Origin of the sequence: Paenibacillus sp. TAB_01, from assembly GCF_043945595.1 — a bacterium.
Classification (GTDB): Bacteria; Bacillota; Bacilli; order Paenibacillales; family NBRC-103111; genus Paenibacillus_S.
In genome coordinates this window covers 3800720-3825936 of sequence record NZ_JBIFNP010000001.1, presented here as the reverse complement: position 1 = coordinate 3825936, position 25217 = coordinate 3800720, and the positions used below count along the sequence as shown (strand labels likewise).

General features: G+C 54.2%; 22 protein-coding genes and 1 pseudogene. All 23 read left to right on the top strand.

The window, feature by feature from the left end; translation table 11 throughout:
- The first annotated feature begins 304 nt into the window (after window positions 1-304).
- The 23 genes and pseudogenes from ACHHV8_RS18445 (at window position 305) to ACHHV8_RS18335 (ending at window position 25158) form a co-directional block, all read left to right on the top strand.
- Entirely contained in the window at window positions 305-1549 is a 1245-nt protein-coding gene (locus tag ACHHV8_RS18445; protein WP_395160393.1) for an S-layer homology domain-containing protein, read from the top strand.
- Between the two features lie 278 nt (window positions 1550-1827).
- A complete protein-coding gene (locus ACHHV8_RS18440; RefSeq protein WP_395160391.1) occupies window positions 1828-3219 on the top strand; it encodes an MATE family efflux transporter in 1392 nt (463 codons plus the stop codon).
- A gap of 147 nt (window positions 3220-3366) precedes the next feature.
- Window positions 3367-4143: a metal-dependent hydrolase gene (locus tag ACHHV8_RS18435; protein ID WP_395160389.1), complete on the top strand. Its 777-nt coding sequence runs from the start codon at window positions 3367-3369 to the stop codon at window positions 4141-4143.
- A 240-nt stretch (window positions 4144-4383) separates the two neighbouring features.
- Window positions 4384-4647, top strand: a complete 264-nt coding sequence (locus tag ACHHV8_RS18430; RefSeq protein ID WP_395160387.1) for a PucR family transcriptional regulator ligand-binding domain-containing protein — start codon at window positions 4384-4386, stop codon at window positions 4645-4647.
- Between the two features lie 22 nt (window positions 4648-4669).
- Entirely contained in the window at window positions 4670-5986 is a 1317-nt protein-coding gene (locus ACHHV8_RS18425; protein ID WP_395160385.1) for a PucR family transcriptional regulator, read from the top strand.
- Window positions 5987-6019: 33 nt separating this feature from the next.
- A complete protein-coding gene (locus tag ACHHV8_RS18420; RefSeq protein ID WP_395160383.1) occupies window positions 6020-6340 on the top strand; it encodes an XdhC family protein in 321 nt (106 codons plus the stop codon).
- A 212-nt stretch (window positions 6341-6552) separates the two neighbouring features.
- On the top strand, window positions 6553-7095 hold the full coding sequence (locus tag ACHHV8_RS18415; RefSeq protein WP_395160381.1) for an XdhC family protein: 543 nt from the start codon (window positions 6553-6555) through the stop codon (window positions 7093-7095).
- A complete protein-coding gene (locus tag ACHHV8_RS18410; protein WP_395160379.1) occupies window positions 7031-7726 on the top strand; it encodes a nucleotidyltransferase family protein in 696 nt (231 codons plus the stop codon). Before ACHHV8_RS18415 ends, ACHHV8_RS18410 begins: the two co-directional genes overlap by 65 nt.
- A gap of 165 nt (window positions 7727-7891) precedes the next feature.
- On the top strand, window positions 7892-9658 hold the full coding sequence (gene ade, locus ACHHV8_RS18405) for an adenine deaminase (protein ID WP_395160377.1): 1767 nt from the start codon (window positions 7892-7894) through the stop codon (window positions 9656-9658).
- Window positions 9659-9907: 249 nt separating this feature from the next.
- Window positions 9908-10990 carry an ABC transporter substrate-binding protein gene (locus tag ACHHV8_RS18400; RefSeq protein ID WP_395163552.1) on the top strand — a complete coding sequence of 361 codons (1083 nt, stop codon included), beginning with the start codon at window positions 9908-9910 and terminating at the stop codon, window positions 10988-10990.
- A gap of 105 nt (window positions 10991-11095) precedes the next feature.
- Window positions 11096-11741, top strand: a pseudogene (locus tag ACHHV8_RS18395) (NAD(P)H-dependent oxidoreductase).
- 99 nt (window positions 11742-11840) lie between these two features.
- Complete coding sequence (locus ACHHV8_RS18390; protein WP_395160375.1) at window positions 11841-12818, top strand: aromatic ring-hydroxylating dioxygenase subunit alpha; 978 nt, start codon at window positions 11841-11843, stop codon at window positions 12816-12818.
- A 524-nt stretch (window positions 12819-13342) separates the two neighbouring features.
- Window positions 13343-13828, top strand: a complete 486-nt coding sequence (locus ACHHV8_RS18385) for a creatininase family protein (protein ID WP_395160373.1) — start codon at window positions 13343-13345, stop codon at window positions 13826-13828.
- A complete protein-coding gene (locus tag ACHHV8_RS18380) occupies window positions 13825-14166 on the top strand; it encodes a creatininase family protein (protein ID WP_395160371.1) in 342 nt (113 codons plus the stop codon). Before ACHHV8_RS18385 ends, ACHHV8_RS18380 begins: the two co-directional genes overlap by 4 nt.
- Before the next feature lie 118 nt (window positions 14167-14284).
- A complete protein-coding gene (locus ACHHV8_RS18375) occupies window positions 14285-15022 on the top strand; it encodes an ABC transporter ATP-binding protein (RefSeq protein WP_395163551.1) in 738 nt (245 codons plus the stop codon).
- Between the two features lie 61 nt (window positions 15023-15083).
- Complete coding sequence (locus tag ACHHV8_RS18370; RefSeq protein ID WP_395160369.1) at window positions 15084-16406, top strand: FAD-binding oxidoreductase; 1323 nt, start codon at window positions 15084-15086, stop codon at window positions 16404-16406.
- 23 nt (window positions 16407-16429) lie between these two features.
- Window positions 16430-17335 (top strand): ABC transporter permease, encoded by a 906-nt coding sequence (locus tag ACHHV8_RS18365; protein ID WP_395160367.1) that lies wholly within the window; start codon window positions 16430-16432, stop codon window positions 17333-17335.
- Window positions 17336-17936: 601 nt separating this feature from the next.
- Window positions 17937-19184 (top strand): amidohydrolase family protein, encoded by a 1248-nt coding sequence (locus tag ACHHV8_RS18360; RefSeq protein WP_395160365.1) that lies wholly within the window; start codon window positions 17937-17939, stop codon window positions 19182-19184.
- A gap of 77 nt (window positions 19185-19261) precedes the next feature.
- Complete coding sequence (locus ACHHV8_RS18355; RefSeq protein WP_395163550.1) at window positions 19262-20323, top strand: ABC transporter substrate-binding protein; 1062 nt, start codon at window positions 19262-19264, stop codon at window positions 20321-20323.
- A gap of 52 nt (window positions 20324-20375) precedes the next feature.
- Window positions 20376-20987 carry an amidohydrolase family protein gene (locus ACHHV8_RS18350; RefSeq protein WP_395160363.1) on the top strand — a complete coding sequence of 204 codons (612 nt, stop codon included), beginning with the start codon at window positions 20376-20378 and terminating at the stop codon, window positions 20985-20987.
- The gene (locus ACHHV8_RS18345; RefSeq protein WP_395163549.1) at window positions 20869-21642 is read left to right on the top strand and encodes an amidohydrolase family protein; all 774 of its coding nucleotides are present in this window, start codon (window positions 20869-20871) and stop codon (window positions 21640-21642) included. The genes ACHHV8_RS18350 and ACHHV8_RS18345 overlap by 119 nt, the downstream gene beginning before the upstream one ends.
- A 334-nt stretch (window positions 21643-21976) precedes the next feature.
- Window positions 21977-23680: a glycoside hydrolase family 13 protein gene (locus ACHHV8_RS18340; RefSeq protein WP_395160361.1), complete on the top strand. Its 1704-nt coding sequence runs from the start codon at window positions 21977-21979 to the stop codon at window positions 23678-23680.
- Window positions 23681-23991: 311 nt separating this feature from the next.
- The gene (locus tag ACHHV8_RS18335) at window positions 23992-25158 is read left to right on the top strand and encodes an iron-containing alcohol dehydrogenase (protein ID WP_395160359.1); all 1167 of its coding nucleotides are present in this window, start codon (window positions 23992-23994) and stop codon (window positions 25156-25158) included.
- The last annotated feature ends 59 nt before the right edge of the window (window positions 25159-25217 follow it).

Genomic DNA, 25217 nt, shown 5'->3' with positions numbered 1-25217 from the left:
TAAGGGAATGTGGACCTTTTGTGAATTAGCCAAAAACAAGCAAATTGAATCAGATTTCTAGGGAAAAAGTTCGACATGGGCGTCGCCTGGAACGGAAATGAGTCGAATCTCACAAGAATTTGTGACTTTTTTCACGGACTGAATGACTTTCGAACCAGCCAACTCCATTCTTTTCCTGTTTTCGATTTAGGATTGCAGTTGAATACCATTTTGTGCGGATTGCCCTTATTCTAAATAAAGTCTTCCTACATAGTAGTGCAAAATCAAACAAAAATCGACATTCACAAAAGAGAGGGTTAGAAGCATGCAAGTCAAACAATTCAAACGATGGATTTCAGTCAGCCTGGTTCTATGGGTAGGGTTGTCCGGTACCGCATCGGCTATTCCTGCGGAGCAGCCTCATTTTAAAGACGTTTCGGGGCATTGGGCCGAAAATACGATCACGCGTCTGGTCGATGACGGGATTTTGGATGGATTTCCGGACGGAACCTTTCGGCCGGATGAGTCAGTGACCGCGGATCAGTTCATCAAAATGCTGCTGACGTCTTACTCGCAGCAGTATCCGAACGGAGAGCGGAAGTGGACGAACGAGTTCGTCCAGTCTTTGAGCGCGTTAAATCAGAGTATTTTGTCGCAGGATTACCGCACGTTTAATTTCAAGCCGAATCCGAACGGGTATTGGGCCAAGCCTTTTATCGATATCGCAAGCGACCTGCAGTTTATTAGCAAAAGCCAGTTCCCGGATTTCAAAGCGAAGCTGAAACGGGAGCAGGTGGCCGAAATTATTTACTATACGGCGAAGGAAACGGAATATTTGGAAGACGAGGAATACAGCCGGAAGGCAGCCTCGGGCATCGGTGATTTGCAGAGCGCGAATCCGAGGGAGCAGAAGTTTATTGCGGAAGCCTTTACGAAAGGAATTATGGAAGGGTATCCGAACGGTTATTTCGGTGTAGGGCGGGATGTAACCCGTGCCGAGTCGCTCGCGATCCTGGACAGAATCGTGCATAAGGAGAAACGGATTCAGACTTCGGGGAGCGGCCAGCCTGCATTGGAGAAAATCGTTCCAACCCGGGACGGCGGGTATAAGAAGATTATTTTTCCCGACACGAAAATGCTTCTGGCTTACGATGTGCTGCAGGATGCGGCCAAAAGGAGAGGGACGAATTACGACCTGGAAGAAACGACGCTGCGGCTGTATAAGGACGCGGAGGCGAAAAGCCAGGATTTAAGCAAAGCGTCAGCGGATTCGCACGGGGAAGAAGCCGCCCTGTGGCTGGAGCCGCAATACCGGACCTACGGGGTGACCGTCAAAGCGCAGGAAGGGATGCTCGCGAGAAATCAGGAAGCGGTCAAAACGTTTACGAACTATTTGTTCGCATACGATGCAATGGCATTCGACGAGCTGTTTATGAAGGTTTACAACGAAGTGACGCTAGGCCGGCCGGTAGAGGATACGACAGTTCAAGTCGGCGGCTATTCTGTTGAAATTCATGTGGAAAATGATTTGCAGACCATTGTGTTCTCGATTCTCGAGAAAAAGGTTTAGCAGGATAAACCTGGAAAAGTTTCGTTTACGGATCTCCCGGGTAGGCTTATAATGAATAGGAAAAGGCTTACATATGGATTCAGGCGGTTTTACGGGCAGCTTACGGGCTGCCTTTTTCGCCGCATAGCAAGGCTGAAGTTTACTCAAGCATCAGAGCAGGGTAAAGAACAAGTCCTACCGGCGATCCAAACGACCGTTAAATACGGTCTGGCTTCCATAAAAGGACGCCGGTAGACGTTTTCTTTTTCTCACTGTCTGCAAGGGAGGAGCGGGTTGGCATGGCCTACGAAATGAATGCCTCGTTAACGGAAGGGCCTATTGGTAAAAAGCTTATTTTATTTGCGCTGCCGGTGCTGATGGGGAATGTCCTGCAGTCGCTGAACGGGACGATCAACGCAATCTGGGTTGGCAATTACTTGGGTGAAAGCGCATTCGCTGCAACGTCGAACGCCAACAATATTATGTTTTTTCTGTTGAGCCTCGTATTCGGGGTCGGCATGGCCTCAACGATCCTTATTGGACAAAGCGTAGGCGCTCAAGATGAGCTGCAGGCCAAACGGGTGGTCGGAGCCAGCGCGCTGTTTTTTACGGCGCTGGCCCTTATTATTACAGCGGCGGGCCTTGCCCTCTCGCCGGTCATTTTGAACGCGATGCATACGCCGCCGGACGCTCTGGCTTTTGCAACCGCTTATTTACGCATTATTTTTATCGGTCTGCCGTTTATGTACGTGTATAATTTTCTGATGATGATTATGCGCGGAGCGGGGGATGCCCGGACGCCGTTTTATTTTCTGCTGGTTTCTACGGTGCTGGATATCGTGCTGAATCCGCTGTTTATTTTCGGCTGGGGTCCGGTGCCAGCTCTAGGTATTGCCGGTTCGGCTGTCGCTACGGTCATTGCGCAGTTTGTGAGCCTGGCCTGTCTGATCACTTTTTTGTACCGCAAAAAGCATTTTCTGCGCATCACGCGCAGCGATCTTCCTTATGTAAGGTTTGACGGCCAAATTATCGGCTCGCTTGTGAAGAAAGGGCTGCCGATGGGGCTTCAAATGCTCGTCGTATCGACAAGCGCCATTGCGGTCATTAACCTGGTCAACAGCTTCGGTTCGGTGGCGACAGCGGCTTTCGGGGCGGCTATGCAGCTGTCCAGCTATGTGCAGATGCCGGCCATGGCAATTGGGGGCGCGGTATCCACGCTGGCTGCGCAGAATGTGGGAGCGGGCAAGTGGGATCGCGTGCATAAAACGACCCTGATGGGAATTGCCATCAACTTCGTGATGACAGGCGTGCTGGTCGGACTGATTTATATATGGAACCGGCAGGCGCTCGGGCTGTTCCTCCGGGATGCCGCGGCGATCGAGATCGGGATGCGGATCAATCTGATCACGCTGTGGGCATTTATTCTATTTGGCATCACCTTCGTCGTCTCCGGAGTCGTTCGCGCTACGGGCGCAGTCATGGTGCCGCTGCTGACCACGTTTTTGGCGCTCTGGTGTATTCGGATTCCGCTCTCCTATTATTTGGGCGCGCATTATGGCTTGGACGCGATCTGGTGGAGCTTCCCGATCGGATTCATTATCGGCATCGCAGCGTCGCTGTGCTATTACGTTTGGGGCAACTGGCGTCAAGCGAGCATGCTGGGGGAGCAAAAGTCGGCAAGCGCCCGTTAAGAAGCGCCCGTTAACTCCAGCGAAGTATAGGCCTCCCGGTTCAAGAACATACATTCGCGTCTTGAGCCTTCCTATGGTATGATATAACAATAGGGATCAGGAAGCGGGTCGTGCAGGGCCGCGGGATTGGAAGAACCGGAGTTCTTAATGACTGGGAGAACGCATTTAATCGTCAGCACCGGAGTTGCGTTATCTCTGCTTCACATGCTGGGACAGCAGGTAACGCTGCCCGCGGCAGCCGCGGCTGTCATCGGCTCGCTGCTGCCGGATATCGACGAACCGAACAGCCTGCTTCTACAGCGGACGCTTCCGAAGAGGCTGATTCACATCGTCAAGTTTATATTGGCCCTTGGGGGGCTGGGTCTTATCCTTTATGCCAAGCTTACGGCTTTCTATACGCCATACAGCTATGGAGCCGGAGGGCTTCTGATAGCTTCTTGCCTTGTGAACCACAGGCTGTTTCGGCAGCTGCTGATGATTTTGCTGGGAGGGCTGCTGCTTTATGCGGCCGTTGCTTTTGAGGCGGGGCCCTGGTGGGCCGCTATCGGCGCTCTGCTGATGGTTTGCGCCCTGCTCCCGCACAGGGGGCTGACGCATACGGTTTACGGGGTGGCCATTTACGCCGGCCTGCTGTATTTCGTTTCCATCGTCCTGGACATGCCGCTGTGGCTGGCCGGAGGCATATCCTATGCGCTGCATCTGCTCTGCGACGTCTTGACGAAGCAGGGGATTCAGCCGCTGCCGCCGTTTCGCTGGAAGTGGAAGGTGCCGCTGATGAGCACGGGGAAGTTCAGCGGGTTTTTAGTGGAAAGTCTTTGTATTACGGTAACGTTCGTTTTAGTATGGAATGCTTTCGTCAAGCCGATGGGCGAGGCGGCTTTCGTTATCTTACGCGAACTGAAGACGAGCATTCTGGGGATTTGAAGTGCAGGCAGTCTGACACCCGGTGAACAGCCATTTTCCATATAATATGGGAGATGGCTGTTTTTAATGTTAAGTTTTTGTACATGTTTTCAGTTGAAAAATTATAAAAAACCACATTTTATTCATTATCCAGTTCTTTAATGTTAATAAATATAACATAAGGTATTGTCTAAATCCCGAATATAGTCATATAATGAGATAAAATATAACGGACCGTATTCACCTGGGAGGATGAGAATCATGCACATTACCGTTGAACAAGCTTTGTCCATTTATCCGTTGTCGGAGGGGAAGCTGATTGCAGGCACGGAAGGCACGTCTCGAATTGTAAAATCGGTGAATGTGATGGATGCCCCTGACATTACCGATTGGATCAAGGACGGGGAGATGCTGTTCACTACGGCCTACCTGATGAAGGACAATCCGGAAGAAGCGATTCAACTGCTGCGGACTTTGAATAAACGGGGAAGCGCGGGTCTCGGGATTAAGCTGGGCCGCTTTTAGCACCCGCATTCCGGAGCCGATCGTGGAAGAGGCGAACCGGCTGCAGTTTCCGCTGATTGAGCTGCCGTATCAATTTACTTTCTCCGATCAGATGAACGGGTTGTTTCAAGCGGAGCTGCAGCGGAGCACGAAGGTGCTGCACTCGGTACTGGATAAGCAGAAGAAGCTGATGCAGTTTGCGTTGAAGCCGGATCAGGTCAGCAGCTTTTTCCACACGGTCGCGGGCATTATAGGCTACCCGATGGCGGTTGTCGGCTCCAGAGGGCACATCGTGTTCAACTCCACGCCGTTGGAGGAGGTTCAATTGATGCGCAATTGGCCGTGGAAAGAGCATTATCAATGGATTTATACCGAGGAAGGCCGCTATTTCCGAATCCCGCTGATGCAGAAGGAAGAATGCATCGGGTACGTGCTGTTTTATCCTACGGATGCGGCCCTTATGAAGGTGGAGGAAGGTTTATTTCATCAAGCGGCGGAAATTATTTCATATCATATGAGTTTTATTTATAAAGATTATTTAGAGCACTCGCTTCAAAATGATCTCGGCTCGCTGCTACTCCGCTATTTGCGCAGCAGCATTCCGATCGAAACGTTGACGGATTACGCGGAGGGGCTCGGTATCCAGCTGTTCAACGGATCTTATCAATGCGTGCTGTCTACCGTATCTCCATCGGTGGATGCGGGGAGAAGGGAGAAGATGCTGAGGGAGATCCGCGAGGAGCTGCAGTACCATCCTGTGCTGAAGGAGCTTCCGATCATCCACTTTTATGTCGAAGAAGGGATCTTCTCCTTGTTTCCGGCGGATACGTTCCAAACCGGACAGAAGCTGGAGGCCTTCTTGAACAAATGCTTATCGTCCGTCGCAGCCGGCGGCGCGGCGGCCGGGCCGCAGCTTTTCATCAGCACGAAGAAAGCCAAGCCGAATCTGCTGGCGGAGGCTTACCGGGAATGCCTGGAGACCAAGCGGATGGCGGGCCGGCTCAAGCTGGACGCTTTCGTGCTGAATTTTGAAACGATCGAATTCGCTTATTTGTTTCAGCATGTGCCTCAAACGGGAATGAAAGCATATAGTGATCAAGTGCTGCGGCCGCTGCTGGAAAAGGATCCGGAATATGCGCAAGAAATGCTGCGTACGCTGGAAACCTTTATTGAGAATGACGGTCAAGTCAATGAAACGGCAAAGCTGCTCTTTATTCACCGCAATACCGCTACCTACCGTCTGGAGAAAATTAGCGAAATGCTGCAGGTGGATTTTAAAAAGGTCAATGACCTGCTTCGGTTGAAGCTTGTATTTTTATTCCGCCAAATGGGCTGCTCGGAGACGAACCCTTCTAAATAGCACGAATTGCAGCCTCAAGGGAGGGCGAGGCTGATGGAAATGCATGATATTGTTTCGGCGCTTTATTCCGGCCCGCAGTCAGCCGTGCTGGCTACCATTATCGATGTGGAGGGGCATGCTTACAGGAAGCGGGGGGCTGTTATGGCGCTGTGGGCGGACGGCTCGGTTCGTCGGTCATTTGAGCCCCGGCTGCCTGGAAACGGATTTGATGGAGCATGCGCAAGCTTTGTTGGAAGACGGGACGGGGCCGCGAATCATGGATTACGATATGCGTTCCGCCGAAGACTTGGCCTGGGGAGAGGCGGCGGGCTGCGGAGGGACGCTGCGTATATTGGCGGAGCCGGTTGCCGGTGAATTGAAGCGGTGCTTGGCAGAGCTGAAGCGCAGACTCGACGGCGGGGAAGACGTCCGGTTCGAGAGACTGCTGCGGGGAGAGGGAAGCGGCCTTGAAGCCGCCTACCGGCTCCTGCCGGTGGATGCTGCAGGGACCGGCTCCGCTTACCTCTCCGCTTCGTGGCCGCGTGAAGAGGAACAGAACGCCGGGCGTTTGAGCCGGGTGCTGAGTTATGTATACAAGGCCAAGCGGCGCGTTGTTATTTTCGGAGCCGGTCCCGGATGCGGTTCCTGTGGCCAACGGCGCCCTGAAGGCCGGCTTTCGCGTGACGGCTGCCGATTGGCGGCAGGCAATGTGCGCGTCTGGGGCATTCGATCCGGCGGTGGAGCGAATGGTAGGCTTTCCGGCGGAGCTCGTCCCGAAGCTGCGATTGAATAAGCGGGATTATGTCATTATCATGAGCCATCAGCTGCAGAGGGATCAGCAATTTCTTGATTTGATCTGGCCGCAGCCGTTGGCTTATTTGGGCATTCTGGGCTCCCGCTTCAGAACGCGGCAGCTGCTTGACGGCCGCTGTCCGCTCGAATGGCTTCGTGCGCCGATCGGGCTGGATATCGGGGCGGAGGGGGCGGAGGAGATTGCGGTCAGCATTGTCGCCGAGCTGATTTATACGAGACGGAGAGTGGAAGCGGATTGGAGGAAGGAGGCCGATGCAACGGGTGATAGCAGCGATTTATTTGGGCGCAGGGAAGAGCTGCCGCATGGGGGCGTCTAAGCTTTCGCTGACGCTCCCGGACCGGTTTTCGACGGTACCAGGCGGACTGCGGCTCGGGAGTCTGGCGCTGGAGCAGCTGATGAGGACGGGGAATCGTCCGATTATCGCGGTAACGCAGGCCGGAGCTCCGCCGGCATGGCTGGCGGATGAAGCTCATTGGCCGCCGGGCGGAAGCGGTCGGCCGGATCTTGAAGGCGAAGAAAGGGCGGGCGGTGTCATACGAGTTCCTTGCGAAGATGCGCCGAGAGGGATGGCTTATTCGATCCGCTGCGGGATGAGGGAGGCATTGCGGTTTCATCCGGAAGCCGTAGTTATTGTGTTGGCGGACCAGCCATGGGTCAGCAGCGAAATGATTTTAAGGCTGACCGGCGTTTATCGTCAGGGAGCGGAGCGCCCCTCTTTTGTAGCTTCGGGCGACCGTGGGAAAGCGAAGCCGCCTATTTTGTTCGGAAGGGATATGTTTGACGCTTTGTTAAAGCTGGAAGGAGAACAGGGGGCCAGACAGCTGTTGGCGTCCCCTGCCTATCAAGGGAGGATTGTTGAGGAAGCGGATCCGGCTCGTTTTTTTGACGTAGATACGCCCGATGACTGGCAGGAGCTTCTGCAGCAGGCAGAGAGATGGTTAGGTTGATGTTAGATATATGGCGGCCGCAGGCTTCCAAGTGCATTCTGCACAACGGGATCTGCGGCTTTTGATCGTCTTGCACAAACAACATGTCATATTTATTGACTCGAACATAACGTAGACATATAGTGTAAATAAGTTCTTACGTATGGAAGCTGACGAGGTGATCTGATGAGAAGCGTAGAGCAAATGATAGAGGAGTTAAAGGCGGCAAAAGGGCTGGAGCCGGCCGACCTGGTGCTGTTACATGCAAAACTCGTTATGCTTCACACCGAAGAGATCATCGAGGGCTGCCTCTACATTAAAAACGGACGGATTGTTTCCCTCCAGGAAAGGCATTGTTTACCGGCTGCAGAGCAATTCGACTGTCAGGGCCGTTACGTGCTGCCGGGTCTGATCGACGCCCATGTGCACATCGAACCGACCTTGCTGACGCCGGAAGCGCTGGCTGCCGTCATTGTTCCTCTAGGTACGACAACCATGCTTGTGGATGGAATGGAGATGGGGAATGTTGCGGGTACGGCCGGTGTCGAGGCATTAATGCAGAATGCTTTGCGTGAGGGATTGAATTATAATTTGTGGCTTCAAGTGCCCTCCAGGGTACCTTCGGCTCCGGGGCTGGAGACGACGGGAGGCGAGCTGGGGTTGGATGAAGTGAAAGGACTCCTTGAGCAGGCTTATTCGGTCAGCGTGGGGGAACTGGATCCATCCAAGGTGCTTTCTCTACGCAAGGATTATTTGGAGAAGGTGCTGATGGCCCAGCGGATGGGCAAAATTTCAAACGGTCATGCCGCCGGGCTGAAGTGGGATGAATTGAACGTCTATGCTTGTGCCGGGCTGCAGGACGATCATGAATGCTTGGAGTATGAAGAGCTGCTTCAGCGGCTCCGGCTGGGCCTTCGGGTTATGATCCGGGAGGGTAGTGCCGAGAGAAATTTGGAGGCATTGCTCGGCGGGGTGCTGAAGGACCGCTTGCCTTTGGATGAGCTGATGTTTTGCACCGATGACAAGCATGTCAACGATATTTATCACGAGGGTCATATCAACTACATGGTCAACAAAGCGATAGCTCTGGGGGTCCCTCCGATCAAAGCGATCAAGATGGCCACGCTCAATACGGCGAAGCATTTTCGGATGGACCACCTTATCGGTTCGGTAGCGCCGGGGCGTTGGGCTGATTTGATTGTAACGGAGGATTTGGCGCGAATCGATCCGGTTCATGTATTCTTCCATGGACGGCATGTAGCGGAAAATGGCCGGATGCTGGCCTCTATAGCTCAGCCGGATTATCCCCAGGAGCTGCGCAGGACGATTCGGCTCAGCACCCATTTTTCCGGCGGACAGTTTAAAGTGGCATCTGCGGCTGCTTCGGATTCGGTCAAGGTACGGGTTATTCATCTGTATCCGAACCAGATCGTCAATTTCGGATCGGTGGAAACTTTACAGGCTGTCGACGGGGAGATCAAGGCCGATGCGAACCGCGATATTTTGAAGCTGGCCGTGGTTGAACGGTACGGGCGGACAGGGGACGTCGGAGTCGGCTTTGTCAAAGGCTTTGGCTTAAAGAGCGGGGCGCTGGCGTGCAGCGTTGCCCACGATCATCACAACATCGTCGTCGTGGGATCGAATGATGAGGATATGGAGCTTGCCGTAAGGACGATCGAGCGGCACCAGGGAGGTTTTGCGGCAGTCGACGGAGGAGTCGTTCAAGGCGTGCTGGCACTTCCGATCGGCGGGCTTATGAGCGATCTGGGGGCTGAGGAAGTCATTGAGCAGCTGGAGCATCTGAACGAAGTGGTGAAAATGATGGGCTGCAGACTCCGCTCTCCGTTTATGGCTTTATCCTTTATCTCGCTGCCGACCGTACCTGAGCTGGGGATGACCGATAAGGGGCTTGTCGATGTCAAATCTCATTCGATTATCCCGGTCTTGATATAGTCGAGTATTACGGGTGTGATTGTGGGTTTGTGAATCCGGCTGAATTAAGCTAAGGGGGTGGCAGGGGTCTGGTGATCGGATCGTCAGTCTTATGAAGGATACACTGGGGGAAGTTTGGGCTGGATATCGGTTTTAAAAGCAGGCTTGAAGTTTGAAGCTTGAAGCGTACAAGATCAGACAAAAGCATGCGGATCGGAATGGAGTGGAAGGCAGTACAACAATTATAAAACCGATGGAGGTCGTTGTATGATGAAGAAACCAGGCTTGTCACTAAAAAATGTTCTTGTGAGCCGCCCGATTGTATTATCCATTTGTGCCGTTTTGATGGCGTCCGCTCTTTCGGCTTGTGGCTCGAAGGACCCGGCTAAGGATGCTTCCGCACAGCCTCAAGCGACGACCGCAGCGACGGGGACTGCGCAGTCTAAGCCTGCGGAAGAGAAAAAAACGGTTGCCGTTACCCAGGTGACGAACTGGTTTGCAGAGCCTGAGCATGGGGGGCAATATGCGGCTTTGATGAAAGGCTATTACAAGGACGCCGGTTTCGATATGACGATCATGCCTGGAGGGCCTCAGGTTTCTGCAGCGCAAATAGTGGCATCGGGCAAAGCGCAATTCGGCATGATTCAAGGCGATGATTTGATTATTGCCCGCCAGCAGGGGATTCCGCTTGTAGCCATTGCCGCCGCCTTCCAAAAAAATCCGCAGGGCCTGATTTATCACAAAGGCCAGCCGATCAAGGATTTCGCCGATTTGAACGGCCGGAAGGTTTATGTCGCGTCGGCGGCGGGCTACTGGGAGTTCATCAAGAAGAAATATAAGCTGGACACAGTGCAAGATATGAAATATACGGGCCAGCTGGTTAACTTTATCAGTGATCCGACGGCTGTTACGCAAGGCTACATCACGGCGGAGCCTTATGCGTTGAAGCAGCAGGGGTATGATACGGAAATGCTGTTGAACGCGGACTCCGGTTACAACCCGTACGCTAACGTTATGTTTACGACAGAGAAGATGATCAAGGAGCACCCGGATCAAGTGAAGGCTTTTGTCGAAGCCTCGATTAAAGGCTGGGATTACTATAAGGATCACTCCGATGAGGTTAATCCGAAAATTAAAGAAAGCAACCCGGACATGACGCTGGATGCTATGAAGTACGGTGCGGAGAAGCAAAAAGAGCTTGTATATGGCGGCGATGCGGCGACGAACGGTGTAGGCACCATGACCAAAGAACGCTGGAGCACGCTGATTAAACAGCTGACGGAAATCGGCGTGTTAAAGAACGAAGAGGATGTCTCTAAGGTGTTCACAACGGAATTTTTGCCGAAAAAATAACGCCGTCGTACGATTAGATGATACCTGCGTAAATTCGGATGGAGGCTGGCTGCGGTGACCAAGGTGTTGATTGTTTATTATAGCGCGTTCGGGCATGTGTACAGTATGGCCCAGGCGGCGGCGGGCGGAGCGGAAAGGCTGGCGGGCAGCGAGGTGCGGGTTGTTCGGATTCCGGAGCTGGAGTCGCCCTCCAATCGGGTCGCGCTGCTGCAACCGCAAGCTGCCGGACATTGCCCCCAAGCTTGCGGGGAAATTTAATGTAGCGGATCGCTTCCGAAAGTATGAGGATGCGCAGGAGAAGCAGGGCGGCATTCCAATAGCTACGAATGATGATTTGAGATGGGCGGACGGCATTGTCTGGGGGTTTCCGACCTACTATGGAATGATGCCTTCGCAGGTCAAGCTGTTCCTCGAATTTGCCGGCGAGCTGTGCTCACAGGGGGATTTGGAAGGGAAGCCGTGCGGGGTGATGACCAGCACAGGCTCCATACATACGGGGCATGAGGCGACCCTGCTGACCTCCATCGTACCTCTTCTGCATTTTGGCATGATTTATGTAGGGCTTCCGTATACGGAGAATCCGGAATATTTGACCGCGGATGCGATTGGCTGCTCTCCTTATGGCGCTTCGACATTGGCGGGTCCGGACAGCTCCAAAACGCCGGATGAGCGTGAGCTGAGGATGGCGGCACGTCTTGGCGAACGGGTAGCGAAGGTTGCTTCGGCCTTGAAGGCTTCGCCGTTGAAATGAGCTTTCAACTGGGAGGGAAAAGGAAGGGGGCCTGCAGTTTTGAACTGCGGGCTCTTTTCGTTTGTTGTTCTATCAATGAAAAAAGACAGGAGCGGTTGTATGACGGGACAGGATTTGGCATTAAAACGGATATGGTACCCGGTTTTGCGCTCCGACGCGCTCGGGGAGGGGCCGATTTCGGTACCTTTGCTGGATGAGAAAATAGTTCTGTTTCGAACGAAGCAGGGCGTGCATGCTTTCCGGGATTTATGCATTCATCGCGGGGTGCCGCTTTCGCTGGGCAAGGTGGCCGGCGATGAGCTGGTCTGCGCTTATCATGGGTGGAGATATAACGGCTGCGGACAATGCACCCGGATTCCTTCGCTGTCCGCGGATCAGGCGATCCCGGCCAAGGCCAGAGCCTTTGCCTATGCGTGCAGGGAAGCGAGAGGCATCATTTGGGTCTGTCCGGGTTCGCCCGAAGGCGCGCACCCCTTGGTTGATGCCGCGCTGGAGGAGGGCTGCAAGCAAATTTGCATGGGGCCGTACGCGATTCGGGCGGCAGGTCCGAGAGTTATCGAGAACTTCCTTGACATTTCTCATTTTATGTTTGTGCATGAAGGTCTGCTGGGGGATGGCGCCTTTACGGAAATTGAAGATTATCGCGTGCGGGAGGAGGAGGGGGTGATCCGATCGGACGAAATCGCAGTCTATCAGCCGGATCCGGATGGAACCGGACGCGGCGTGTACAGCCGCTATGTGTATGAGATCCATCATCCTTTCTGCGCAGCTTTTACTAAACGGACCGGCGGCACCGGGGAGTTTATGAGGCTCTATCTCGCTGTACTGCCTGAGGCGGACAACCAAAGCACGGCTTTTATGGTCATGGAACGCAATTATTCGCTGGAGGAGCCGGATGAGGTGTTCATCCGCTTCCAAGACCTGCTGATTGAGCAGGATCGGCTCATGCTGGAGAATCAGAAGCCGGAGCTGCTGCCGCTGGATCTGCAGGCGGAGCTGCATTTGAAATGCGACCGGATCAGTATTGCTTACCGCCAAAAGCTGCGTGAATGGGGAGTCACCTTTGGCACGGATTGATGGTCGTGCTTGTAATGTTATCTGACATTGGTGGCCGGCTGGATGGAATGACGGACTGACGGACTGACAGCTGGATTGACAGCCGGCCGGGCGAACGTAAACGGATGAATGGTAATCTTGAAGCTTCGGCACTCGGGAGCGAAACTTGTCCTTGGTGATTGCGCAAACGTTTTGTTTCTCGGTCGCCAGCTGTTGGCAGCGAGGCAGTTCTTTTGGTCAACTCGGGATAAATTGGAGCGCAAGCATTGAATAGTGGCAGCTTCGGGGGAGGTAACAATGCCGAACAGACGCTTCGAGGTAAATGGGACAAAAAACTCCAAGCGGATGTGTGGAAGCGGTGGCGAATGATTTAGAAGTTTTCGGTTCAAATGTGAACTAATATTACATTTATTCCGCGAGCATTACGTGCGCGAAGCACAAAATCATTTATTCATGTTATGATATATAACAATTACATTACATATAAATTGAAATGGAACGGCAATTCCTTTTACAATAAGGTCAAGTAAACGGAGGTGTCCTCAATGAATTCAAGATATATAGGCAAAGCATGGGACCGGCATTTTCTTCCGCGTCTCACAACGCTCGAAACCAAAGCGATTCCGAAGGAGAATGCGCTGGTCGTTCTTCCGGTGGGCGCAGTCGAGCAGCATGGGCCGCATATGCCGGTGTTTACGGATACGCTGATCGGAGAAGGCTTTTTGACTCATGCTTTTGAACAACTGCCGGACGACGCGCCGGTATGGCTGCTTCCGGCACTTCCTTACGGCAAGAGCAACGAGCATCTGAATCATGCGGGGACGATTTCTTTATCGGCCACCACGCTGATGGCGGTTTTGCTCGATATCGGCTCGAGCCTGAAGCGCAGCGGCTTCCGCAAGCTTCTCTTGTTTAACACCCACGGAGGCAACAGCGATCTGCTGAATATGATGGCGAGAGAAATTCGCATCGCAACGGGCTTGGATGTATTTAGACTGGACCCGGGGCACTGCAGCTGGGCGAAGGCATGATTACCGAGGAAGAGAAGCGGGTCGGCATTCATGCCGGGGATACGGAAACGTCGGTCGTCATGGCGCTGAAGCGTACATGGGTTCACGATGAACTCGCACCGAAGGAAATGCCGAATTTCCCAACCTCCAGCTTCCTGCAGCTGAAGAGCAAAGCATTTGCCTGGATCACGGACGATATCTCCGAATCGGGTATTGCGGGAGATGCCACCAAGGCTACTCAGGATAAGGGGAATGCGATGCTGATGCTCGGCGGCAAGCTGCTGGCCGAAGCGATGCTGGAAATGGCGGCGTTCGATATGACGAGCCTGCGCGCACAGAAGAGTTCGGCATTATCCTGACAACAACAGAAGAGGCGGTGAATTGCTTATGCAAGTTAAAATCGACAACGCTAACCTGCCCGCCGGCAATGAACCGGCTGCTGCCGAAACGGCGGATCAAGGAAAGCTGCTAGTCCGTATGGATCATCTGGGCAAGGTATACGGCAACGGGACGATAGCTCTGCAGGACGTCAACCTGCATATTTCCGAAGGCGAGTTTCTCAGCTTTGTCGGCCCGTCGGGCTGCGGGAAGTCTACGATTTTTAAAATGATTGCAGGGCTCGGCGCCCCGACCGGCGGTACGCTGGACATTATGGGGATGACGCCGAAGGAAGCGAGAAAACAAAGCGAAATCGCCTTCGTCTTTCAGGATCATACGCTGCTGCCGTGGTGCTCGGTTCAAGACAATGTCATGCTGCCGCTGGAGCTTCGCGGAGTGCCGAAAAAGACGCAGCGGGAGGAAGCCGCGCGGGTGCTCGAGCTGGTCGGTTTGAAGGATTATATGAAGGCACTTCCGAGACAGCTGTCCGGCGGGATGAAAATGCGCGTATCCATTGCGCGGGCGCTCGTTTCCCGGCCAAAGCTGCTTTTGATGGATGAACCTTTCGGCGCTTTGGACGAAATTACGCGTCAAACGCTGCAGGATGAGCTGCTGAGCATCTGGCAGCAGGATCAGAAAATGACAGTGCTGTTCGTTACCCACAATGTGTTCGAAGCCGTGTTCCTGTCGACCCGCGTCATCGTCATGACGCCGAGACCGGGAAAGGTTTCGGCGACCATCGAAATTCCCGAGCCGTTCCCAAGGGATGAAACCTTCAGGACGACGAACCGGTTCAGCGAGCTTGTTCGTTATGTATCCGGTGCCTTAAAGCATTAATTTGCGATAGACGCGGCAACTATTCATACACGCATCAGAATTTGCTAAAGGAAGTGTTCATATGGCGATTGGCTGGGAAAAGGAAATGCTTGATCTGCTGGGTGAAAATAAGGTGCTGCTGGACCGTGAGTCCCGCGATAAGCTGTCCAAGGATTACTTCTGGTATTCTCCCGTATTGGACCGGCAGTTAAAAGAAAAAGTGGCCGACGGGATCGTCGTTCCCCAAAGCGAAGAAGAAGTGGCGACGGCACTCGCGTTTGCTTACAAGCACAAGCTGCCGGTCACTGTGCGCGGTGCGGGAACGGGCAATTACGGCCAGGCCGTCCCGCTGTTCGGCGGCATCGTGCTGGATCTCAGCAAGCTGGACCGCATCGTGGAAGTCGGCGACGAGTACGTCCGCGTGCAGTGCGGCGTGCGTCTGGGAGCGCTGGAGAAGCATCTGCGTGAGCTCGGACAGGAGCTGCGCATTTATCCGAGCACGTTCATGAAGGCGACTGTGGGCGGATTCGTATGCGGCGGCTCCGGCGGCATCGGCTCTATTACCTGGGGCAACCTGTGGGACGGAAACGTGCTGGAGATCGCCGTCATGACGATGGAGGAAACGCCGCGAAGAATGGTAATCAGCGGTCCCGATTTGCTGAACTATATTCATAATTACGGCACGAACGGTATTGTGACGGAGCTGAAAATTCCGGTATCCGTCCGTCATGACTGGATGCAGTCGGTCGTTCAGTTCGACCGGTTCGAAGACGCGATGCTCTTCGCGGAATCCGTCTCCAAGGACGATGCGATCCGCAAGCGTCTGGTTTGTCCGGTGGAGTGGCCGATTCCATCTTATTTTCTGCCCATACTCAAGCACTTGGAAGACGGGGCGGCAGCGGTGCTGCTCGAGACGGTTGACGGGACGCTGGAGCCGCTTCAGGCATGGGCGGAGAAGCATAACGGCCGGGTAGGGCACATCATCAGCTCTGCGCAGTACCGTAAAACGATCGGCTTATCCGATTTCTCCTGGAACCATACCACGCTGTGGGGATTGAAGACCGACCCGACCATTACTTATCTGCAAGCCGGATTTTCGCCGGTGCTGTTCATGGATCAAATCAAGCTGATCAAGGATCAATTCGGCGACGAAGTGCTGCTTCACTTTGAGTGGGCGCGCAATGGCGGGGTCGTTACGCCTAACGCTCTGCCGATCGTCCGGTTTACGACAGAGGAACGGTTGTATGAAATTATTAACTTCTTCGAAGACAACGGTGTAAAAATATTCGATCCGCATACTTGGGTGTTAAATGACGGCGGACGCGGCGAGGTAGGCGGCATGAGTAAAAGAAAACGGGAGAATGATCCGCTCGGATTGTTGAATCCAGGTAAAATGAATCCGTAATCAAGGGAAGGGAGAGGAATTGTATGGCTATCGACAAAAGTCAAATGACAGCATCGATCAAGGATGAGTTGTATGCAGCTCAAGCGGGACGGCCGAGCGCGGCAGCAGCTTCACCGGGGCAAATCAAGTCAGGCCCGTCCCCGCTGTTAAAATGGATTTTTCAGGCTCTGCCTCCGGTAGTCGCGTTTTTCGTCTTTATCGGGAGCTGGGAGCTGATCGTCAAAGGAATGGATATTCCTCCGTATATTTTGCCGAAGCCGTCGGATATAGTAAAGGCCGGCTTCGAGAACGGGCACGGGTTGATGGTATCGGTCTTTACGACGATCTCCGAAGCGGTGCTGGGCTTCATCTTCAGTATTATTCTGGGCGTGTTCGGCGCCGTGCTGCTGGCGAGCTCCAAGGTGATCGAGAAGAGCGTGTACCCTTACGCCGTAATTTTGCAGACCATTCCGATTGTCGCCATCGCGCCGATTATTGTCATCTGGTTCGGAGCAGGAATGAATGCGATCGTCATCATCGCCTTTCTGATCGGTTTCTTCCCGATGCTGTCCAACACGCTTATCGGTTTGAATTCGACCGACCACAATATGAAAAACCTGTTTTACCTATATAATGCGAACCGGTTTCAAACGATGTGGAAGCTGAGAATTCCGGCGGCGCTCCCGTATATCGTAGCAGGGCTCAAAATTTCCTGTACGCTGGCTGTCATTGGAGCCATCGTCGGCGAATATATTGCGGGCATCGGCGGCGGTAAAGGCGGATTGGGCTATGCCATTACAGTTGCGGCTTCCAGACTGCAGACCCCTTACTTATTTGCCTGCGGCCTTTCCGCATCGATCCTCGGCATTGCTTTCTTTCTTCTGGTCAACGCATTCTCCAAATGGATGCTGAGCTCGTGGCACGAATCGGAAATGCGCACAGAGAATTAATCGAATGTTCCCTCGGATAGGGATGGAAAGAAGATCATTTCAGAGATGACCATGGGGAAGGCGGTTTACGGCAGAAGCGGCGTTTGACCCAGGCTGTCCGAAACCCGCCTTAAGTGAAAAATGAGCACAGACGCAGGCGGGCCGCTGAAAAACTAGCGGAGAGTACGGAAACGTTCTGTAGAAACGAAAGTGTTCGCCTTTGTCCCTGGATTTCAACCGCTTAAAGCGGAAGATAATCAATGAAATACAGGGACAACAGCGATCGGAAGAATGTTCCGTACTTGTAGCGATGACTTTTTCAGTGGCTCCGACGCAGGTAGGGTATCTTCCTGAGGAGGACATCCTAACCAAGTACCCGCTATGAGTGGGGGTTCTCAACAAGCTCAGCTTTTGACAAAAAGCATTCTTCACATAGCTGCCCTTCTACATGGGCGCAAACGAGAGCGGTGAATAAGCGTTAAGGGAGTGGAGCTATTGACGACTCAGCATACGGTTCTTCATTTAATTAATGCGGCGCTGCCTCTGAAGGATACGTCCGTCCTCTTCGAGCTGAAGGGCTCTATGGGGGAATGCGACTTCCATTGTGCCTCAGCAGGGCCGCTTGAGCGGGGAAGGCTTTCAGAAGCTGGAAAATCTCGGTCAAGATACCTTTCGCAGCAGCGGCGGCCGGGAGCAGCGGATGGATTTGGAGGGCAAAGTGCTTCTGCCGGGACTCGTCGATGCCCATATGCATCTGGACAAAGCGTTCTCGCTGCCCCAGGTGGGCAATGTGTCGGGTACGCTGCTTGAAGCGATACAAAATTATAAAGCGAAGTCTCCTTCATTTACTCAGGAGGAAATCAAACGGCGGATCATCAAATCGGCCTTGTCCGCACTTTCCTACGGGACGACCCGGATACGCACGCACCTGGATTTCAACTTGAAAGCGGGCAAGGAGGTTGCATTCCGCACCATCTATGCCGCACTCGAAGCGAGAGAAATGCTGCGGGGAAAGGTCGATATCCAGCTGTTTCCGATGATTCCCTTCACAGGGATAACGGAGCTGGAACTGGACGCCGCCGAGGAAGCGATCCGGCTTGGCGTCGACGGTGTCGGAGGAGCGCCGCATTTATCCGAAACGCCGCGCGAAGATATTGACGGGATTTTCCGTCTGGCGCTTAAATACGATCTGCCGGTGGATCTGCATACCGATGAAAGCGACGATCCGGAGGTGCATACCGTCTCCTACATCGCCGAGCAGACGATCCGCCACGGATACCAAGGAAGGGTAACCGTCGACCATCTGTGCGCGTTGTCCGCGCTGTCCCAGGAAAGGGCCGACCGGGCGATAGCTCTCATGGCCGAAGCGAACCTGGGGGCGGTGACCCTGCCCGCCGTCAATTTATATTTGCAAGGACGCGGGGCCCGCGGGCTTGTGCGCCGGGGAGCCACCCGAATCCGTGAGCTGCTGGATGCCGGCATTCGTTTGGCTACCGCATCCGATAACATTCAAGATCCGTTCCACCCGTTCGGCCGCGGGGATCTGCTGCAAATCGCATTGATTACCGCTTACTCGGCGCATCTGGGCAGTGCGGCGGATCAGCATACGCTGCTGCGCATGATCACCGAGCATCCGGCGTCGGTGCTGGGACTAACGGATTACGGCGTAGAAGCGGGCCGTCCGATGGACTTCGTCATTGCAGACGCCTTAACGTTGGAGCAGCTGTTTACCGAGCAGCCGGTTGGCCGCTGGGTACACAAAAAGGACGGCTGGGTGCATATCGCCCAACAGAACAGCCTGTGGGGAAGCGCTGCGCTTGACGATTTATGGGAAGGCGTCGTCCGGCTGGACGGCTTCGCATCGGTATAGCTTCGTCTGCCGCCGGTATCCGGGCTGAATCTCCAATGCATGACATCAATTCATACCCTTGGGAGGAATAACAGATGATGAACTTTATTTCCAAAAGCGTACTTAGGCGTTCTGCCCAACGTATGATTGCGGTAACGGCGGCGTGCTCGCTTATGCTGGCGGGCTGCGGAACGGCCCCGGCGTCCGAAAAACCGGCTTCCGGCGGTGCGGCCCCGGCAGCTTCAACGGCAGAGAAGCCGGCCGACAAAAAAATGGTCCCCGTCACCCAGGTGACGAACTGGTTTGCGCAGCCAGAGCACGGCGGCCAATACGCCGCATTGCAGAAGGGCTACTATAAGGACGCGGGGCTGGAGATGACGATTCAATCCGGGGGGCCCGGCATTTCGGCAACGCAAATCGTTGCGTCAGGCAAGGCGGACTTCGGGATGGGTCAGGGCGATGAAATTTTGTTTGCCCGTCAGAACGGCATTCCGCTGGTCGCGGTCATGGCGATTTTTCAGAAAAATCCGCAAGCGCTGCTGTTCCACAAAGGACAGCCGATCAAAAACTTCTCCGATTTGAATGGCCGGAAGGTATATGTCGGCAGCGGCGTCGCCTATTGGGAATATATCAAGAAAGCTTATAAGCTCGATAAAGTAGAGGAGCTGAAATATACCGGTCAGCTGACGAATTTCATCAGCGATCCGACCTCCGTCACGCAAAGCTATGTGACTTCCGAGCCGTTTGCGCTGCAGCAGCAGGGGATTGACACTGAATATTTGTTAAATGCCGATTCCGGCTACTCGCCTTACGGAAACGTGCTGTTTACGACGGAGAAGATGATTAAAGAGCATCCGGATGTGGTGAAGGCTTACGTGGAAGCTTCCATTAAAGGCTGGGAGTACTACAAGGATAACTACCCTGAGATTAACCAAGTCATCAAGGAGAAAAATCCGGATACGCCGCTCGATAAAATGGAATTCAGCGCCAAAGCGATGAGCCCGTTCGTTTACGGGGACGACGCTTCGACCAAAGGCGTAGGCTACATGACTCAGAACCGCTGGGAATCGCTGATGAAGCAGCTGGTGGACATCGGCCTGCTGAAGTCGGAGATTGACGTGACGAAGGTGTTCACGACGGAATTTATCCCGAAAAAATAACGATCGCAAGCCCTGATACGTGAGATCGCGATCGGGGGAGGGGAGAATATACATGTTCGATTTAGTCATTCATCAGGCAAGGCTTCTCTCCCGGGAAGCTCCTGTAGACCTGGGCGTTCAAAAAGGCAGAATCACCTGCATCGGCGATCTGAGCCGCGCCGTCGCGCTCAAACGTATTCAGGCGGACGGACACTTGGTCCTTCCGCCTCTGGTGGAATCGCACATCCACCTGGATACGGTGCTGACTGCAGGAACCCCGAGATGGAACGAGAGCGGTACGCTGTTCGAAGGGATCGGCATCTGGCAGGAGCGCAAAGCGGCTCTGACGCGGGAGGATGTCATGGCCAGAGCCATGACGGTAATCGAGAGCCAGATGAAGCAGGGCATTCTGTTCGTGCGGACGCAGGCGGACATCTCCGATCCGGAGCTGACGGCGCTCCGTGCGCTGCTGGAAGGTCCGGGACCGCGTGGCGCCTTACATGACGATCCAGATCATCGCCTTTCCACAGGACGGGCTGATTGCCTGTACGGACAATCAGGCCCGGCTGGAGGAGGCCATCCGTCTCGGCGCAGACGGCATCGGCGCCATCCCCCACTTCGAGCCGACCCGGGAAGCGGGCGTCGCCTCGCTGCAGATCTGCTTCGAGCTGGCCAAACGCTATGACAAGCTCGTGCACGTATTCTGCGATGAGCTTGATGACGAGCAGTCCCGTTTTCTCGAGGTCGTCGCCCAGCTCGCGATCGAATCGGGACTCCGCGAGCGGGTTACCGCCAGCCATGTCAGCGCGACGGCTTATTATAACGAAGCCTATTTCCAAAAGCTGCTGGGCCTGGTAGCACGCTCGGGCATCCATATTGTCGCCTGCCCGCTGATCAACAGCGCGATGCAGGGACGGTTCGATACGTATCCGAAGGGCAGGGGCGTTGCCCGGATCAAGGAATTTTGGCAGGCCGGCGTCAATGTAAGTATCGCTCATGACGATATTCAGACGCCCTTCTATCCGCTGGGAAGCGCGAATATGATCCAGGCGGCGCATATGGCTGTCCATCTGGCCCATATGACCGGGAGAGAAGAACTGGCGGAAGCGGTGCGCATGGTGACTACACGGGCTGCGCGAACCTTGGGAATCGAGGAAGAATACGGAATCGAGGAAGGGAAGCCTGCGAATCTGGTCGTCTACCCCGTGTCCGGCCCGACGGATCTGCTGCGGCTGCAGCCGCCCTGCCGCTATGTGATTTACCGCGGAGAAGTACTGGCCGAGACCGAGCCGGTAACGACGACGCTGCACCGGCCCTGGGAGGCCATAAAGCCTCTCTGAAGCTCCAAAAAACCTCTTTATACGGCTTAACGCTGTATAGGGAGGTTTTTTACTGTATCATGCTCTAGTTCAAAATAATGTCGTGCTCTAGCTCGTTAGCCATTGCGCTCCAACGCCGAGCGATCTCTAGCATACGCTGCGGCGCTTCGCGGTGCAGCGGCATGCCGGACTCTCTTGACGGTTAAAGCCATCGCGCGAAGGCGATACTTGAACCATCTGCAGAGCAACAAAGAACACCTTATTGTTCAATATCCTGCGTTGTTCCCTCGGCATTGTCCGGCTACAATGGGAACGCATAGAGCAGACCGAGACAGGGATAGGAGATTGAATGCGCATGAGCGAAATGAAGCAAGAGAGACCGTGGTGGAAAGAAAGCGTAGTTTACCAAATTTACCCGAGAAGCTTTATGGACGGGAACGGCGACGGAGTAGGAGACCTGCCCGGCATCCTGTCCAAGCTGGATTATTTGAAGGATCTGGGGATCGACGTCATCTGGATTTGTCCTGTGTACCGGTCGCCGAACGACGACAACGGCTACGATATTAGCGACTATTGCGCGATTCAGGAGGAGTTCGGCACGATGGAGCAGTTCGACGAGCTGCTGCAGGAGGCCCATCGGCGCGGAATCCGAATCATCATGGATCTGGTTATCAACCATACGTCGGATGAGCATCCGTGGTTTATCGAATCCCGTTCGTCGAAGACGAGCCCGAAGCGCGATTACTATATTTGGCGGACGGGCCGCGGCGATGCGGAGCCGAACAACTGGGAGTCCATCTTCGGAGGCTCCGCCTGGGAATACGACGACCGGACAGACGAGTATTATATGCATTTGTTTTCCGTGAAGCAGCCGGATTTGAACTGGGATCACCCGGAGGTCCGCACCAAGTTATACGAAATGATCAACTGGTGGCTGGACAAGGGCATCGACGGCTTCCGGGTGGATGCGATTACCCATATTAAAAAGCTCGCCCTGCTGCCGGATTTGCCGAACCCGGAGAAGAAACGTTATGTGGCATCGTGGGACGGCCACCGCAACCGGGAGGGCATCCTCGACTACCTGCGCGAGCTGTACCGGGAGACGTTTGCGAAGTACGATATTATGACGGTTGGAGAAGCGAACGGGGTGTCCATAGCGCAGGCGGAGGATTACGTCGGGCGCCATGGCGTATTCAACATGATTTTTCAGTTTGAGCATATGACGATAGATCACGGACCCGGCGGCAAATGGGACTACCGCGCCGATTGGAAGCTGTCCGAGCTCAAAGCCATCTTGTCGGCCTGGCAAAAAGGGCTGGAAGGCCGCGGCTGGAATGCGCTGTTCCTGGAAAATCACGACGTGCCGCGTTCCGTTTCCCGCTTTGCCGACGACGGCCGTTACCGCATCGAATCCGCCAAAATGCTGGCGACGCTGTTCATGCTGATGCAGGGAACGCCGTATATTTATCAAGGCCAGGAAATCGGCATGACCAACGTCAAGTTCGAGTCGGAAGAACAATACCGCGATGTGGAAATCAAAAATTACTTCGGCGAAGCCGGCGCAAACGGATTGGAGCCGCAGAAGGCGCTGGAAGCGGTTTATCGTCAGGGCCGGGATAATGCGCGTACGCCGATGCAGTGGAATGACGGCCTGTACGCCGGTTTTTCTTCGCATGAACCCTGGATACAGGTCAATCCTAATTACCCGCACATTCATGTGGCAGGGCAGTTGGAAGACCCGGGCTCGATTCTGAATTACTATAAGCGGCTGATCCGGCTGCGCAAGGACCGATCCGTATGTATCGACGGCTCGTATGACTTGCTGCTGCCTGAAGACGAGCGGGTGTATGCATATACGCGGACTTCCTCCGAGGAAGTGCTGCTGGTGCTGTGCAGCTTTTCACAGGAGCCCTGCAAGGTACAGCTGCCCGAACACCTCCTGGCGGTTCCGGCGGCGGAGCTGCTGCTGTGCAATTATGACGGGGACGCGGAGCCGCTGACGGCGGAGGGAGCCGTGCTGCGCCCTTATGAAGCGAGAATCTATTCGATCCGCTCTTAAAGGGGAGTTCTCCATCGTCGGAAGGCCCTGTTTGAACAGAATGCTGTACGTGTAATTAACCGCTGAACCGGTAGGAAGTGACCTCCAATGTTAGACACGCTCTAACATTGGGGGTGCACTTCAAAGGTTCGGCGGTTTTTTTCTGCCCGCACAGCTGTAAAACCCGCGCTCATAGTTACGAAAAGGTGAGTAGATGAACCGGGGGTCAGTCATTTTCAACGCGGAGCAGCGGAGCTATAATGATACCTGGGCTTGCGTCTTACATAGTCATTAAAGAGAACTATCAGAGTTAACGGAGAGGAGCTGCTACGATGAATTCATTTCAATTTCAAAATCCGACCAAGCTGCTGTTCGGGGCGGGCATGCTGAACCAGCTGGGACAGGAGGTATCGTCCTACGGCAAAAAAGTTCTGCTCGTCTACGGCGGCGGGAGCATGAAAGCAACCGGCTTGTATGACCGGATTCAGCAGCAGCTGAGTCACATCCAAGCTGTCGTGCATGAGCTGCCGGGCGTTGAGCCGAATCCGCGGGTAAGCACGGTCCGCAAAGGTATCGCGATCTGCCGCGAGCAGGGGGTTGATTTCATTCTGGCCGTTGGCGGCGGCAGCGTGCTGGATGCGGCCAAGGCGATTGCCGTCGGCGTGCCGCACAACGGGGACGTGTGGGATTTTCTGATGCGCAAAGCGGAGATTCATTCCGCGCTGCCGCTCGGAACGGTGCTGACCTTGTCGGCGACCGGCTCGGAGATGAACGGCAACAGCGTAATTACGAACTGGGAGGAAAATTTGAAGAAATCGTTCGGCAGCCTTCATGCTTATCCGAAATTCAGTATTTTAGACCCGACATTAACTTATACGGTGCCGGCTAACCAGACCGTCAATGGGATTGTAGATATGATGTCGCATGTATTCGAGCAGTATTTCAGTCCGACAGCCGATACGCCGCTGCAGGAAAGGCTGTGCGAATCGATCCTTCAGACCGTGATTGAGAACGGGGAGAAGGCTCTGCAGACGCCGGATCATTACGAAGCACGCGCCAATCTGATGCTGTGCGGCACGTATGCGTTAAACGGCGGGATGATCAGCGTAGGGATGCAGAACGACTGGGCCACTCATATGATCGAGCATGAGGTTAGCGCGATTTATGATATCGCTCATGCCGAGGGGCTGTCGATTTTGTTTCCGAACTGGATGAAATACGTTTACAAGGAGCGGATCGAACGGTTCGTCCAATTCGCCGTACGGGTATGGAATGTAGATCCGGCCGGACGGACGGATGAAGAGGTTGCTCTTGCCGGTATTCAGGCGACAAGAGATTATTTTACGCGGATCGGCGCGCCAAGCCGGCTTAGCCAGCTCGGCATCGACGGGAAGGAAATCGGGCGAATGGCCAAGGAAACGGTACGTTTCGGCCCTGTCGGCTCTTTCAAGCAGTTAAACGAGGCGGACGTTCAGCAAATTTTGGAAATGAGCCTGTAATAAAATCGAAAAAAACGAAGGCAGGCCGTAATTCAACGGCTGTCCTTCGTTTTTTTGCG